At 66.8% G+C, this 14587-nt stretch carries 12 protein-coding genes; 8 read left to right on the top strand and 4 right to left on the bottom strand.

The features are described from left to right. Positions 1-74 precede the first annotated feature (74 nt). The gene (locus tag N4T19_RS15560; RefSeq protein ID WP_116927586.1) at positions 75-1619 is read right to left on the bottom strand and encodes a YifB family Mg chelatase-like AAA ATPase; all 1545 of its coding nucleotides are present in this window, start codon (positions 1617-1619) and stop codon (positions 75-77) included. Between the two features lie 327 nt (positions 1620-1946). Here N4T19_RS15560 and N4T19_RS15555 point away from each other — a divergent pair, with 327 nt between their 5' ends. The 3 genes from N4T19_RS15555 (at position 1947) to N4T19_RS15545 (ending at position 4433) form a co-directional block, all read left to right on the top strand. After that, complete coding sequence (locus tag N4T19_RS15555; protein WP_116927585.1) at positions 1947-2678, top strand: TorF family putative porin; 732 nt, start codon at positions 1947-1949, stop codon at positions 2676-2678. Positions 2679-2721: 43 nt separating this feature from the next. Further along, complete coding sequence (gene glnK / locus N4T19_RS15550; RefSeq protein WP_027010591.1) at positions 2722-3060, top strand: P-II family nitrogen regulator; 339 nt, start codon at positions 2722-2724, stop codon at positions 3058-3060. Between the two features lie 65 nt (positions 3061-3125). Next, a complete protein-coding gene (locus N4T19_RS15545) occupies positions 3126-4433 on the top strand; it encodes an ammonium transporter (protein ID WP_043338911.1) in 1308 nt (435 codons plus the stop codon). 88 nt (positions 4434-4521) lie between these two features. On the opposite strand, the gene N4T19_RS15540 is transcribed toward N4T19_RS15545, so the two are convergent. Then, entirely contained in the window at positions 4522-6774 is a 2253-nt protein-coding gene (locus N4T19_RS15540; RefSeq protein WP_182344136.1) for an aminotransferase class V-fold PLP-dependent enzyme, read from the bottom strand. Positions 6775-6874: 100 nt separating this feature from the next. Between N4T19_RS15540 and N4T19_RS15535 the strand changes: the two genes are divergently transcribed. The 4 genes from N4T19_RS15535 (at position 6875) to glcF (ending at position 10880) form a co-directional block, all read left to right on the top strand. Continuing rightward, on the top strand, positions 6875-7336 hold the full coding sequence (locus N4T19_RS15535; protein WP_027011371.1) for an Lrp/AsnC family transcriptional regulator: 462 nt from the start codon (positions 6875-6877) through the stop codon (positions 7334-7336). 75 nt (positions 7337-7411) lie between these two features. After that, the gene (locus N4T19_RS15530; protein WP_021028891.1) at positions 7412-8359 is read left to right on the top strand and encodes an SMP-30/gluconolactonase/LRE family protein; all 948 of its coding nucleotides are present in this window, start codon (positions 7412-7414) and stop codon (positions 8357-8359) included. Between the two features lie 70 nt (positions 8360-8429). Then, entirely contained in the window at positions 8430-9581 is a 1152-nt protein-coding gene (glcE, locus tag N4T19_RS15525; protein ID WP_116927582.1) for a glycolate oxidase subunit GlcE, read from the top strand. A 33-nt stretch (positions 9582-9614) separates the two neighbouring features. Beyond that, on the top strand, positions 9615-10880 hold the full coding sequence (glcF, locus tag N4T19_RS15520) for a glycolate oxidase subunit GlcF (protein WP_116927581.1): 1266 nt from the start codon (positions 9615-9617) through the stop codon (positions 10878-10880). A 20-nt stretch (positions 10881-10900) separates the two neighbouring features. Here glcF and N4T19_RS15515 read toward each other — a convergent pair whose 3' ends face one another. Then, entirely contained in the window at positions 10901-12373 is a 1473-nt protein-coding gene (locus N4T19_RS15515) for a gamma-glutamyltransferase family protein (RefSeq protein ID WP_260718475.1), read from the bottom strand. A 1-nt stretch (position 12374) separates the two neighbouring features. Continuing rightward, a complete protein-coding gene (locus N4T19_RS15510; RefSeq protein WP_260718474.1) occupies positions 12375-13913 on the bottom strand; it encodes a hypothetical protein in 1539 nt (512 codons plus the stop codon). 347 nt (positions 13914-14260) lie between these two features. Between N4T19_RS15510 and N4T19_RS15505 the strand changes: the two genes are divergently transcribed. Then, a complete protein-coding gene (locus N4T19_RS15505; protein WP_116927578.1) occupies positions 14261-14491 on the top strand; it encodes a hypothetical protein in 231 nt (76 codons plus the stop codon). The last annotated feature ends 96 nt before the right edge of the window (positions 14492-14587 follow it).

Genomic DNA, 14587 nt, shown 5'->3' with positions numbered 1-14587 from the left:
TTTTTCTGACTTACTAAACGCGTTTTCTGCATAAGGGTGGACATGCGGCAGCGCTGCCCGCGTGCATGTGCTGCCTACATGCCGCTGCTGCCCAGCAGCGCCCGCCGGTACTGCACCGCCTCGGCCACATGGGCCGGGCTGATGGTCTCCGACTGCGCGAGATCCGCAATCGAGCGCGCCACACGCAAGCTGCGATGGATGCCGCGTGCCGACCAGGCCAGCTGGGCGGCGGCGGTTTGCAGCAGCTGCAGCGCAGCGGGCTCGGCATGGCAGTAATCGTCGAGCGCCTGGCCTTGCAGCTGCTGGTTGAGCATGCCCTGGCGCTGCAGTGACCGGGCGCGGGCGGCGGTCACCCGCTCGCGGATGGTGGCGGTCGATTCGCCGGCCGGGGCGGTCAGCAGCTCATCGGCGGGCAGGGGGCTGACTTCCAGGTGCAGGTCAATGCGGTCGAGCAAGGGGCCGCTGATGCGGGCCTGGTAGCGGCTGACCTGGTCGGGCGAGCAGCGGCAGGCGCGCTGGCGCGAGCCCCGAAAACCGCAGGGGCAGGGGTTCATCGCGGCAATCAGTTGGAAGCGGGCGGGAAAGGTGGCCTGCTGCGCGGCGCGGGCGATGCTGATCTGGCCGGTCTCCAGCGGCTCGCGCAGTGCTTCGAGCGCGCTGCGCGGGAACTCGGGCAGTTCGTCCAAAAACAGCACGCCGCAATGGGCCAGCGATATCGCACCGGGCCGGGGCGGACTGCCGCCGCCCACCAGGGCCACGGCGCTGGCGGTGTGGTGCGGCGCCATCGTGCTGCGCTGGCCCCAGCGCTGGGCATCAAAGCTGCCGACCAGGCTGTGCACGGCGGCGTTCTCCAGCGCCTCGGCCACGCTCAAGGGCGGCAGCAGGCCGGCAAAGCGCTGGGCCAGCATCGATTTGCCAGCGCCCGGTGCGCCCAGCATCAGCAGGTTGTGGCCGCCTGCGGCAGCGATCTCCAGCACCCGCTTGCTGGCCGCCTGGCCTTTGACATCGGCCATGTCGGCGCCGGGGGCCTCGGGCGGGCGGGGCTGGGCGGGCATGCGCTGCCACTGGCTGGGCGCTGCATCGGGCTCGGCGCTGGCGGCCTGGGGCGCAAAGTGCTGCACCACGTCCAGCAGGTGGCTGGCGCGGTAGACCTCGGCATCGGGCACCAGGGCGGCATCCTCTGCACTGCCCGGGGGCAGCACCTGGCGCACCTGCTGGCCGCGCTGGTGCAGGTCCATGCTGGCGGCCAGCGCGCCGCGCACCGGGCGCAATGCACCCGACAGCGACAGCTCGCCGGCAAATTCATAGTCCTTGAGCCGGTCCGCATCGATAGCGCCGCTGGCCGCCAGAATGCCGACCGCGATGGCCAGGTCGTAGCGGCCCGACTCCTTGGGCAGATCGGCCGGTGCCAGGTTGACGGTGATGCGTTTGTTGTGCGGAAACTCCAGCCCGCTGTTTTGCAGCGCTGAGCGCACACGCTCACGCGCTTCCTTCACTTCCAGATCGGCCAGGCCGACCAGGGTAAAGCTGGGCAGGCCATTGGCCAGATGGACTTCGACGCTGACGGGATGGCCGGTGAGCCCGACCAGGGCCCGGCTGTGCACCACGGCGAGACTCATGGGCGGGCTTCCTTGTTGTTTTGCACCTTTTTGGTGCATTGCGAAGCACCTCTTGGAGGCACGGCTGCCACCAGCATCGCAAAAGTCGCTGGCAGCAACAAGTGGCGACAGCCCGGGGAAGGCGTGGCGGCGGCGCCGGCCTGCCATCCCGCGCCCCCGGCCGCCCTGTGGCGGCTCAGAACGTAAGCATTTGCAAAAAAATATAGCGCGCTGCGCTTGTCTGGTGCGCGCAACGCAGCGGGTAGCGCTGGGTTTGGCACGCTCTGTGCATTGTGCTTGCCACAAACGGATGGGTCGAATTCATCAACAAGGAGTGTGGCAATGGCAATGAGCAACAGAGGCTGGATGGTGGTGGCGGGTGCAGCGTTCCTGGCGCTGCCAATGGTGGCAAGCGCGCAGCTGACCGCCAATGTGAGCGTGACCACGAACTACAAGTTCCGCGGTCAGGACCAGAAGTCCTCTAGTGCCCAATGGGTCAAGCCCGCACTCCAGGGAGGGGTCGACTACGCCTTTGGCGACAGCGGCTTTTATGTGGGGAACTGGAACTCCACCGTCGACTGGCTCGACAACAACAAGCTGGAGATGGATTTCTACGGTGGCTACAAGTTCAAGGCCGCTGATGTGGATTGGGATGTGGGTCTGCTGACCTATGTCTACCCCGGCAACACGCTGGGCAACACCACCGAACTGTATGGCTCGGGCACCTACGGTCCCGTGACCGTGAAGTACTCGCACACCGTGTCGAAGGATTACTTTGGCTGGGCCGGCACCAAGTACGACAGCACGTACAAGGGCCGCAACACCGGTTACCTGAATGTGGCATTCGCCCAGGAAGTGGCGCCCAAGACGACCTTGAAGCTGGCCGTGGGCTATACGCGCTTTTCCAGCGACATCAAGGACCTGGGCGTGCCCAACTACCTGGACTACAGCGTGGGCGGTGCCTATGACCTGGGTGATGGCTTCTCGCTGAGCGCTGCCTGGGTGGGCGCCAACAAGACGGGTGCCTTTGGCTTTGTGAACAAGGGTCGCGCGATCGTATCGCTGACCAAGGCTTTTTGACGCAGCGCCGCTGCAATAAGTGACGACAGGAGAGACTATGAACATGAAACTGGTAGTGGCGGTGATCAAGCCCTTCAAGCTCGATGAAGTGCGTGAGGCGCTGTCCGATATTGGGGTGCAAGGCATCACGGTGAGCGAGGTCAAGGGCTTTGGCCGTCAGAAGGGCCATACCGAGCTGTACCGAGGCGCCGAGTACGTGGTGGACTTCCTGCCCAAGGTGAAGCTGGAGATTGCGGTGGCCGAGGACCTGGTGGACCGGGTGATCGAGGCCATCGAGAACGCAGCGCGCACCGGCAAGATCGGCGACGGCAAGATCTTTGTCTCGCCGCTGGAGCAGGTGGTGCGTATCCGTACCGGCGAAACCGGCCCGAACGCGATCTAAAAAACAGCGCTCCGCGCTGGCAAGGCGCGCGCAACAAGCCAATTTATCTTGAAGGTGTGAACAACATGAGACGACTTCTTTCCTTGGCAGGGCTGGCGGCAGTGGCACTGGCCACTGCGGGCAACGCGGCTGCGGCCGATGCGGCAGCTCCCGTTCTGAATGCAGGCGATACCGCCTGGATCATGACCTCGACCATGCTGGTGATCCTGATGGTCATCCCGGGTCTGGCGCTGTTCTATGGCGGTCTGGTGCGCAGCAAGAACATGCTGTCGGTGCTGGCCCAGGTGTTCACGATCTTCTCGCTGATCACTGTGCTGTGGACCATCTACGGCTACTCGCTGACCTTCTCCGGTGAAGGCAACTTCTTTGGCGACTTCGGCAAGGTGTTCCTGATGGGCATCACGCCCGATACCTTGTCGGGTGCGATGGCGACTGTGCCGGAGTATGTGTTCGTCTCGTTCCAGGCCACGTTCGCCGCCATCACCGTGGCGCTGATCGTCGGTGCCTTTGCCGAGCGCATCAAGTTTGCGGCCGTGATGATCTTCGCCGTGCTGTGGTTCACCTTCAGCTACCTGCCGATTGCCCACATGGTCTGGGGCGGTGGTCTGCTGGGCAAGGATGGCGCGCTGGACTTTGCCGGCGGCACCGTTGTGCACATCAACGCCGGTGTGGCCGGTCTGGTGGGCTCCTATGTGCTGGGCAAGCGCCTGGGCTTTGGCCGCGAAGCGCTGGCTCCGCACAACCTGACCTTGACCATGGTGGGCGCATCGCTGCTGTGGGTGGGCTGGTTCGGCTTCAACGCCGGCTCGGCAGGTGCTGCCAACGGTATTGCGGGCCTGGCCTTCATCAACACCATCGTGGCCACCGGCGCAGCCTGCGTGAGCTGGTTGGTGTGCGAGACGCTGCACAAGGGCAAGCCCTCGATGCTGGGTGCCGCTTCGGGTGCCGTTGGTGGCCTGGTGGTCATCACCCCAGCCGCCGGTTTTGTCGGCCCCATGGGTGCCATCGTGATGGGTCTGCTCGCCGGTGCTCTGTGCCTGTGGGGTGTGTCCGGTCTCAAGCGGCTGCTCAAGGTCGATGACACCTGCGACGTCTTTGGTGTGCACGGCGTGGGCGGTATCCTGGGTGCCATCCTGACCGGTGTGTTCTGCGCCTCCAGCCTCGGCGGTGTCGAGCCAGAAGGCTACAACATGGCCCACCAGATCTGGGTGCAGACCAAGGGCGTGCTGATCACCATCGTGTGGTCGGGTGTGGTGGCCTGGATCTCGTACAAGGTGGCAGGTTTGCTGACCGGTGGTCTGCGTGTGACGGAAGAAGCGGAACGCGAAGGCCTGGACATCACCTCCCACGGCGAAGCGGCCTACGGACGTTGATTCTTGCGGATACTCCTTGGGGGGCCGGACGGGTGCACAACCCGGCCGGCCTTTTTTTATGCGCCGTGCTGGCGGTTGAAATGCGTTCTCAGACGGATGCCGTGGCGCGCTCTGGCCACAGCGCCAGGCCGCCGGCCACGCTGAAGGCCTGTTGGTGGCCCAGCCGGCGCAATGCATGGGCGGCCTGGGCGCTGCGGTTGCCGCTGCGGCAGTAAAACACCACGGGGGTATCGGCCGGCAAGGCCAGCCACTGCGGCAGCGCATTGAGCAGGCCCGACAGCGGCACGGCCTGGCTGCTGGCGCCATCGTCCAGGCCAGGCGCCTGGCCCAGCTGCTGTTCATAGGGCTCGCGCACATCCACCAGCAGCGCGGCGCTGCCCGCCTGCTGCAGCGCCTGGGCACGGGCCACGGGCAGCTCCACACACACGGCGGGCGTGGCGGCATCGACGCGGGCGCCGCAGGCCATTGTCTGGTAGGCGGTGGGGGCCAGGTCCTGCTCCAGCGCGGCCTTGGCAGCGGCAAAGGCGGCGGCATCGAGCTGGCCTTGCAGCACGCCGGCCAGCAGCGGCTGGGCTGCAGCTTCAACGGCCAAGGTGCAGGCAAAGCGGTTGTCATAGTCATGGCCGGGCAGCAGCAAGGTTTGCGGGCCCACGGCCCGGGCCAACAGGCGCAGGCTGTCCGCATAGGCGAGCGGCGCGCTCTGCACAAAATCGCTGCGGCCCAGCGCGCCGGGCAGCACGGTATCGCCCACCAGTGCCAGCTGCAGCTGAGTGCCTTCATGCAGCAGGTAGGCGGTGGAGTCTTCGGTGTGGCCGGGCAGCGCCAGGCGGCTTAAGCGGTAGGCGCCCAGCGTGATCTGCGTGGCGCCTTGGGGCCAGCCCAGCGCATCGACCGCGCCCGTGGCCTGCAGCGCAGCGGGAACGGCAGCGCGCAGCTCGGCCGCCGATGAGGCATGGTCGCCATGGCTGTGGGTATCGAGCACGGCCGCCAGGGTAAAGCCCCGGCAGCGCAGCCATTGCGCCAGGCGCTCGACCAGCTCGGGCAGCGGATCGACGACCACACAGCGCTGGCTGGCAGCATCGGCCAGCAGGTAGCAGCAGGCGCCGTCAACGACAAAGCGCGTCAGCAGCGGGGCTGTGCCATGGGCGGTGTCCTCAGGCGCTTCCACCAGACAGTTCGCGCGCAGTGCCGCGCCGCAGGCGCGGATGCGCTGGCAGGCCTCGGCGATCATCTCGGCCGGGTCGGCCGCGCCAAAGGACATGCGCACCGCAGCAGCCGTCTGCCAGGCGGGCAGGCCCATGGCCTCGAGCACATAGCTGGGCTGCGCCTTGCTGGCACTGCAGGCCGAGCCGCCACTCACCCGCAGGCCGGCAGCGTCAAACAGATCGAGCAGCAGCTTGGCGCTGAGGCCCGGCACGGCAAAATTCAACGTGGTGGGCAGGCACAGCGCGGGCGGCGCATTGAACACCAGGCCGGCAAAGGCCTCGCGCAGTGCGGCTTCGAGCTGGCTGCGGTGGCCCGCCATCGTGGCGGCGCTGGCAAAGCTGCTGCCGTCCTGCAGCGCGCGCAGCACGGCGCCCAGCGCGGCAATGCCGGCCATGTTCTCGGTGCCGGCGCGCAGCGCGCCTTCCTGCCCGCCGCCGGCCAGCAGCGGGGTAAAGGGCGCGCCCTCACGCACATAGAGCATGCCCACGCCCTTGGGGGCATAGAGCTTGTGGCCGGAGAACGGCGCGTAGTCGATGCCGCGCTCTACCGGCTTGAGCGCCAGCTTGCCCAGCGCCTGCACGCCATCGACCAGCCACAGCGCCGGGCTGCCGCGCAGCGCATCGGCAATGCCGTCCAGGTCGCTGATGACGCCGGTTTCGTTGTTGGCGGCCATCGTGCACACCAGGCCGGCCGAGGGTGCCTGCGCGCGCAGCCAGGCCAGGTCATGGCGGCCATCGCGGCCCACGGGGATGGCGGCAATCGGCAGGTGCAGGCCGAGTACGGCGTTCCAGTGCTTGAGGGCCTCGGGCACGGCCTTGTGCTCGGTCGCGCCATAGAGCAGCTGCAGCACAGTGCTGTCGCCGGCCTCGCGGCGCTGGCGCAGGGCGCTCAGCGCCGACAGCACGGCGGTCTGGATGCCCTCGGTCGCACCGCTGGTGAACAGCAGCTGGCCGCTGGGCACGCCCAGCACCTGGCGCGCGGCGGCACGTGCTTCGTCGAGCAGCGCGCGGGCCTTGAGGCCGCTGCCATGGATGCTGCTGGGGTTGCCGTAGGCATCGGCCATCACCGCCAGGGCGGCGGCGCGGGCTTGGGGGAGAACGGGGGTGGTGGCGTTGGCGTCGAGGTAGATTTCCATGCCCAAATTGTCCAGCCCGGGCCGGGGAATACAGTCGCAAAATTCGCCAGCTACTGCACAATATTGGAGTTCTATTCCAGAAAATAGGAAAAAAATGAAATTGGATTCTATTGACCGCAAACTGCTGGAGTTGCTGCAGGCCGACGCGGAGACCCAGGTGGCCGATCTGGCGGCCCAGGTCGGGCTGTCGGCCACGCCCTGCTGGCGCCGTATCCAGCGGCTCAAGGAGGCCGGGGTCATCAAGCGCCAGGTGGCGCTGGTGGACCGCGACAAGGTCAATGTGGGCGTGACGGTGTTTGTGGCGGTGCGCACCAGCACGCACAGCCAGGAGTGGTTTGAGCGCTTTCGTGCGGCAGTGGCGGCCATTGCCGAGGTGGTCGAGTTCTACCGCATGAGCGGCGAGGTGGACTACCTGCTGCGCGTGGTGGTGCCCGATATCGCCGCCTACGACAAGGTCTACAAGCGCCTGATCGCCGATACCCAGCTGCTCGATGTGTCGTCGAGCTTTGCGATGGAAGAGCTGAAGTTCACCACCGCCTTGCCGCTGTCCTATATTCCATAAGCCAGCCTCGCTGCAAGCCAGGTGGCACAGATAATGCTTAGGGTTTTCCATGCAATTCATTTCTAAAGGAACGCCATGATCTGGCATACCGTGGTCAGCCAGCCCTTTGCGTTGGGGGAGTCCCCTTTCTGGCAAGCCAGCGGTGGTGTTCTCTATGGCGTCGATGTCGCTGGCAAACAGCTGTGGCGCACGATGCCCGGATCGGGCTATATGGACCGCTGGGACATGCCCGCCGAGCCCGGCTGCATTGCGCCGGCCCGCAGCGGCGGCGCGCTGGACGGCTGGATCGTCGTGCTGCGCGACCGCATCTGCCGCGCCACCCACTGGGGCGGTACCCTGCACGACATCGCCCGCCTGCCGATCGACCCGGCCACCGAGCGCGGCAACGATGGCCGCTGCGATGCGCAGGGCCGCTTCTGGGTCGGCACCATCCACGAGCCCGCCAGCGGCCCGCGCCAACCGGTGGCCGCGCTCTACTGCATCGATGGGCTGACGGGCACCACGACGGTGCGCAAGGTGCAAGATGGCGTCTCCAACGCCAATGGCCTGGCCTGGTCGCCCGACCGGCGCACCATGTACTGGGCTGATACCCCCAGCCACACGATCAAGAAATTCGCCTGCGACGTGAGCGGCTACCCACAAGGCGAGGGCGAAGTCTTCATGCGCTTTGATGCCAAGCCCGAGGGCTGGACCCCGGGCGAGCCCGGCTATGGCGGCCGGCCCGATGGTGCCGCTGTGGACGTTGAAGGCAACTACTGGTGCGCGATGTACGAGGGCGGGCGCGTGCTGCAGATCTCCCCGCAAGGCCGCATCCTCGCCAGCCACTACACGCCGGCACTGTGCCCCACGATGCCCTGCTTTGGTGGCAGCGATGGCCGCACCTTGTACGTCACCTCCGCCCGCCACGGCCGCAGCCGCGACGAGCTGGCCCAGCTGCCGCTGTCGGGCTGCGTGTTTGCGATGCGTGTCGGTGTGGCCGGCCTGCCGACCCAGCCTTGGCGGGAAATCGGGCATGGGTTCTGAGAAGTGCTTCAAAGTCCCCCATCTAACTTGAGCGCCGCACGCCTGGCGTAACTGCCGCTACCATGGGGCCATGGACCAAGCTGTGGCTGCCTCTCTTTCCCCCACCGTGCTCGACTGGCAGGAGCGCGTTCGATCGGCGCATGCCCACAAGACGCCGCTGCGCATCCGGGGCGGTGGCAGCAAGGATTTTTATGGTGCGCGCCTGGGCGGCGAGGTGTTCGACACCCGCAGCTACAGCGGCATCGTGAGCTACGAGCCCAGTGAGTTGGTCGTGACCGTGCGGGCCGGCACAGCGCTGGCGGCGCTGGAGGCGAGTCTGGCCGAATGCGGCCAATGCCTGGCCTTTGACCCGCCACATTTTGGCCCGGAGGCCACCGTCGGCGGCATGGTGGCGGCCGGCCTGTCGGGCCCCTCGCGGGCGGCGGTGGGCGCGGTGCGTGACTACATCCTGGGCCTGGAGTTGATCAACGGCCAGGGTGAGCTGCTGCGCTTTGGCGGCCAGGTGATGAAGAACGTCGCGGGCTATGACGTGTCGCGGCTGATGGCCGGTGCCTGGGGCACCCTGGGCCTGCTCACCGACATCAGCCTCAAGGTGCTGCCGATGCAGCGCGCCCAAGCGACCCTGTACTACGAATGCACGGCGCAGCAGGCACTCGACAAGCTCTCGGCCTGGCGCGCCAAGCCGCTGCCCATCAATGCCAGCCTGTGGCAGCAATCGGGCGACGGTGAGCAAGGCCATCTGCTGGTGCGGCTGCGCGGCGCAGTGGCCGCTGTGCAGTCGGCCCTGGATGGCATGGGCGGCACCATGCTGGACCACGGCCAGGCCGATGCCGCCTGGCTGGCCTGCCGTGAGCAGCAGCTGCCCTGGTTCAGTGCCATGGACCCGAGCCACGCGCTGTGGCGCCTGTCGCTGCCGGCCACGACGCCGGTGTTGCCCTGCACCGAAGAAGGCCTGCAGCCGCTGATGGAATGGGGCGGCGCGCTGCGCTGGGTGCAAGCCCCCATGCAGCATGCCCAGGCCTTGCAGGCGCTGGCCACCAGTGTGGGCGGCAGCGCCGTGTGCTTCAGGCCCGGCCCGCAGGTGGGCCTGGTCGCATCCGATGATTTTGGTTTGACGCCTGCCTCGCCCGCACTGCGCCAGGTGCAGCAGCGGCTCAAGCATGCGTTTGACCCCCATGGCATTTTCAACCCCGGCCGCCTGGGCGACTGGGCGTTGAGCTAAGCGCATCTCCGCTAATCGAGGCACCCCTGCACCATGCAAACCCAATTAGCCCCCGAATTCAAAGACACCCCCGAAGGCCAGGAGGCCGAGGCCATTTTGCGCAAGTGCGTGCATTGCGGCTTTTGCACCGCGACCTGCCCCACCTACCAACTGCTGGGCGATGAGCTCGATGGCCCGCGCGGCCGTATCTACCTGATCAAGCAGGTGCTCGAGGGCCAGGAGCCCACACGCAAGACCCAGACCCACCTGGACCGCTGCCTGACCTGCCGCAATTGCGAATCGACCTGCCCCAGCGGCGTGCAATACGGCAAGCTGCTCGATATCGGCCGCCATATCGTCGACCAGAAGGTCGAGCGTCCGACGGCCGAGCGCCTGCAGCGCTGGGCGCTGCGCAAGGGCATGGTCTCCAAGGCCTTTGGACCGGCGCTGGCGCTGGGGCGGCTGGCCCGCCCGGTGCTGCCTGCTGCGCTCAAGGCCAAGCTGGCGCGCGTGCCGCGTGCTGGCAAGTGGCCCACGCGCACGCATGCGCGCAAGGTGCTGATGCTGGCCGGTTGCGTGCAGCCGGTGATGCTGCCCAATATCAATGCCGCCGCTGCCCGGGTGCTCGATGCCGTGGGCATCCAGACCTTGATTACCCCAGCCGCCGCCTGCTGCGGCGCGGTGCAGCAACATCTGAGCGACCCGCAGGGCGCGCTGGCGCAGGCACGCGCCAATATCGATGCCTGGTGGCCCCATGTGGAGAGCCAGCAGGTCGAGGCCATTGTGACAACGGCTTCTGGCTGTGGCGTGATGGTCAAGGACTACGGCCACCTGCTGCGCCATGACCCGGCCTATGCCGCGCGCGCCGCTGCCATTAGCGCATTGGCGCGTGACCTTTGCGAGCTGCTGCCCGACATGCTGCCCGAGCTGGAGCAGCGCCTGCAGGGCCAGCTGAACTTGCCTGAAGCCCCCCTGGCCTACCACCCGCCCTGCACCTTGCAGCATGGCCAAAAGCTGCGCGGCGGGGTGGAGACGAGCCTGCGTCGCCTGGGCTTTGACATCCGCGTCTCGCGGGTGGAATCGCACCTGTGCTGCGGCTCGGCCGGCACCTATTCGCTGCTGCAGCCCGAGATTGCGCACCAGCTGCGCGACCGCAAGATCGGCACCTTGAACCAGGCCTGCAGCGATGCGCCGCCCGCCGCGATTCTGTCGGCCAACATCGGCTGCATCTCGCACCTGCAGTCGGGCACCGATGTGCCGGTGCGCCACTGGATCGAGGTGGTGGACGAGGCGCTGGCGCCGCAAAAGCCCCAGCGCTGATGGATGGCGGCTGGTAGCGCTTAGACGGCCAGCGCCAGGCCGTCCTTGCGTTGGTCGGAGGCGCCGCACAGCTGTCCATCAGCCAGGCGCCAGATGCACTGCGCGCCGCCAAAGTCGCTGCGCCCGCCCAGCTCGCCTTCGCCGCTGGGCTCGCGGTAGCCCTGGGCCCGCAGCGCGGCGGTGATCGCGGGCGGCATGCCCGCCTCCACCGCCAACACCCGGCCGCCTTCCAGGCGCCAGCGCGGCTGGTTCAACGCGGGCTGCGGTGCCTCGCCGCCCGCCAGCAGGCGGCACAGCAGCTGCACCTGGCCTTGGGGTTGCATGGCGCCGCCCACCACGCCAAACACGCCGAGGAATTGGCCATTGCGTGTGGCAGCTCCCGGCACCACCGTGTGGTAGGGGCGCTTGCCGGGCGCCGGCCCATTGATATGGCCGGGTTGCGAAAAGCCATGGCCCCGGTTCTGCAGCACAAAGCCGCCTTCGGCCACACCAATGCCCGAGCCAAAGCGCTTGAACACGCTGCTCATCAGGCTGATGGCCAGGCCATCGCCATCGACCACGGTGGTGCAGACGGTGTTACCGGCCGGGTCGGCCACGGTCTGCTGGGCATGGGCCATCGCTGCCTCCATCGCCTGCACCAGCGCGACCTGGGTGGCAGCGCTGGCCATGTCGATGGCCTGGTCCTGCATGGCAGCCAGCGCATGCAGCACCGCCACACCGTGGGTATTGGGTGGGCATTCGTAGATGGTGGCGCCGCGAAACGAGGTGCTCACTGGGGTGCAGAAGTTGCCCTGGTGGGCGCTGAAATCCGCAGCGGCCAACACGCCGCCCGCTGCCTGCACCGCAGCGGCGCAAGCGGTGGGGATGGCACCCGCATAAAAGGCCTGCGGCCCCTGCGCAGCGACTGCTTGCAGCAAGCGGGCCAGCGCCGGGTTGTCAAAGCGCTCGCCAGCGCGGGGCGGGGCATCGGCGCGGTAGAGGGCGGCGCTGGCGGCATCGCGGGCAATCACCGGCTGGAACAGCGCCCATTCACGGGCAGCAACGGGGGCCACCGCAAAGCCCTGGCTGGCGGCCTGCACGGCGGCATCGAACAGCTGCTCCCAGGGGCGTTTGCCAAAGCGCTGGTGCAGATCCCACCAGCCTTGCACCACGCCGGGCGTGGTGACGGACAGCGGATGGCGCTCGGGGATGCGGCACTGGGGCAGGGCCTCGACCAGGGCCGCCGTCAAAGCTTGGGGCGCACGCCCGGTGCCGTTATAAGCCAGCGGCGCCTGGCCGGACGGCACCAGCATCGCCAGCAGGTCGCCGCCCACGCCGGTGGCCATGGGCTCGACAACGCCCAGCACCGCATCGGCGGCAATCGCGGCATCGACCGCTGAGCCGCCTTGCTGCAGCTGGGCCTGCGCGGCCGCTGCGGCCAGCGGGTGGCCGGTGGCCAGCATCGCGCCCCGGCCCAGCACGCCGGGCGCGCCTTGGTGGTGCAGCTGTGCCATCTCAGCCGCCCCAGAGCGCCACGGCGGTGAAGACTGCGGCCAGCAAGCCCAGCACCACCGGTATCAGCAGCGCCCGGGCCAGCTCCAGCACATTCACGCGGGCAAAGCCTGCCACCGCAATCAGCGAGGACCAGGCGATCAAGGTGCCGCCACCCGTCCAGACCGCGCCCATCTGGCCCAGCGCGGCCAGGGCCGACACATCCATGCCCGAGGCCGGGCCCAGTGCGCCGGCGATGGTGCCGGTCAGCGGCAGGCCGGAGAAGCCCGAGCCGTCGATGCCGGTGATCATGCCCATGATGAGGACCCCCAGCGAGACCAGCAGCTGGCTGTCCGGGATCAGGTGCTGGCCGGCTTGCACCAGCTCGAACAGCAGGCTCGGCGGCGTGGTGCCCGGTGCAATGCCCAGGATGGCACCAGCCGTCTCGCCCGAGCCGATGAAGAAGAAGCCGGCAATCGGCAGCACCGAGCCCATGGCCTTGAACGCAAACACAAAGCCATCGGTGATGTGGTCAGCTGCGCCGTCGAGCATCTTGCGAAAGCCCCGGGCGGCGGTGGTGGCCCAGATCATCAGCAGCGCAGCGACGCCGCCGATCAGCATGGCCGCATCGCCACCCTTGAGCTCGGGCACCGCGCTGGTGAACTTGGGCGCGACCATCACCAAAATCACCAGCAAGAATGCCAGCGGCGTGACAACGGCAAACAGCTTGGAGGCCGAGGCCAGCGGCTGGGTCTTGCGCAGCTCGGCTTCCAGCTCCGAGTTGGTGCCCAGGTCGCCGTCGTGGGCGGTGCCCTTGGCGATCTCGGCCTTGTCGTAGGGCCCTGCCCCTTCCATCTGCGCGTCGATGCCGGCGGGGTTGAGCTCCCAGCGCTCCAGCAGCGCGTTGTCGCTGGGCACGATGAGCTTGCGCACCTTGAAGTACGACAGGAACAGCGCAATCATGCCCACCACCCAGGACAGCAGCAAGGCCTTGTCGCCCACCGCCACCGCACTGATGCCGCCAGCAGCCTTGGCGCTGATCCCTGGCGCCACGCCAATCACATAGTCCGACGACAGCGCCATGCCCTGGCCGGCAATCGCAATGGCCATCGCCCCTGCGATGGGCGGCAGGCCCGCTGCAATCGCTGCCGGCAGCAGCACGGCCGCGACCAGGGGTACCGCAGGGGTGGGCCAGAAGAACAGCGAGATCAGGTAGGTGACCAGCGCCAGGATGAAATAGGCGATGTGTCCATTTTTCATCACCGCACGGAAGGGCTTGACCATGCGGATGTCCGAGCCCAGGTCCTTGAGCGCGTTGAGCAAGGCTGTCATCAGCGCAATGATCAGAAAGATGTTGAACAGCTCCTTGGCCGCCACCATGCTGGCACCAAATATGCTTCCAATCCCGGTGATGAAGCTGCCGCTCCAGGCGAAGGCGACGACGACGGTGGCCAGTATCGATGGCACCACCACATTGGCACGGAAGGCCATGGTCACAATGATGACCAGCACCCCGGCGAGGTAGGCCCAGTGCGCAGGGCCTATAGAGACTGACGGATCCATCGCGGCTACTCCTTGGTATGTTTAAACAGCCAATTTGTATACTAAATACAATGATGCGAAAAATCATCAGGGAATACCAGAAATATTGCATTGCAACATGCGATGAACCCGGGTTAAATGTGAAAAAAAGCTGTTTTCGTATACAAAAATGGAAATGTCAGGGCACATTTGTGCGATGAAGGCTTTTGCATGCCTGGCGCTATGGCGGTGTCAGAGTTTCGTTTTTTAGGGGATTTGCGAGACGGATCAAAGGCTTGGATAGTGCAGGGTTATGGACCCAGATCAAGGACATGGATTTGTACACTGGATACACTAGGGTTATTACTAGGTTATCCAGGAGCTATTCCATGAAGAACATTGCTTCCCCCTCTGTGGTTGCCCAGCAAGACGATCTGCTGGTACTGCGTGAGCCCCGCCAAGCCTTGCTGCCGGCATCACTGGGCTGGTTGTCGGCGGTGGAAAACGCCTTTGTGCGCTGGCAGGCCAAGCGCCTGGCCGAGCTGGAGCCGGGGCGTCTGTGGGCCCAGGCACTGCAAGATACGCGCTCATTGGCCGAGATCCGCCGCGCCCGGCGCTGAGCGCAGATTTCTGTATACAAGGCAAGGCAAAGACGCTGCAAACCCTGGCTGGGCATGTAAACTGGGCGCGACCCTGAGCGGCGCGTTGCAGCCAAT

Origin of the sequence: Comamonas squillarum, assembly GCF_025309455.1 — a bacterium.
In the GTDB taxonomy this organism is placed as follows: Bacteria; Pseudomonadota; Gammaproteobacteria; order Burkholderiales; family Burkholderiaceae_C; genus Comamonas; species Comamonas squillarum.
This window is presented reverse-complemented; position numbering and strand designations above follow the sequence as displayed.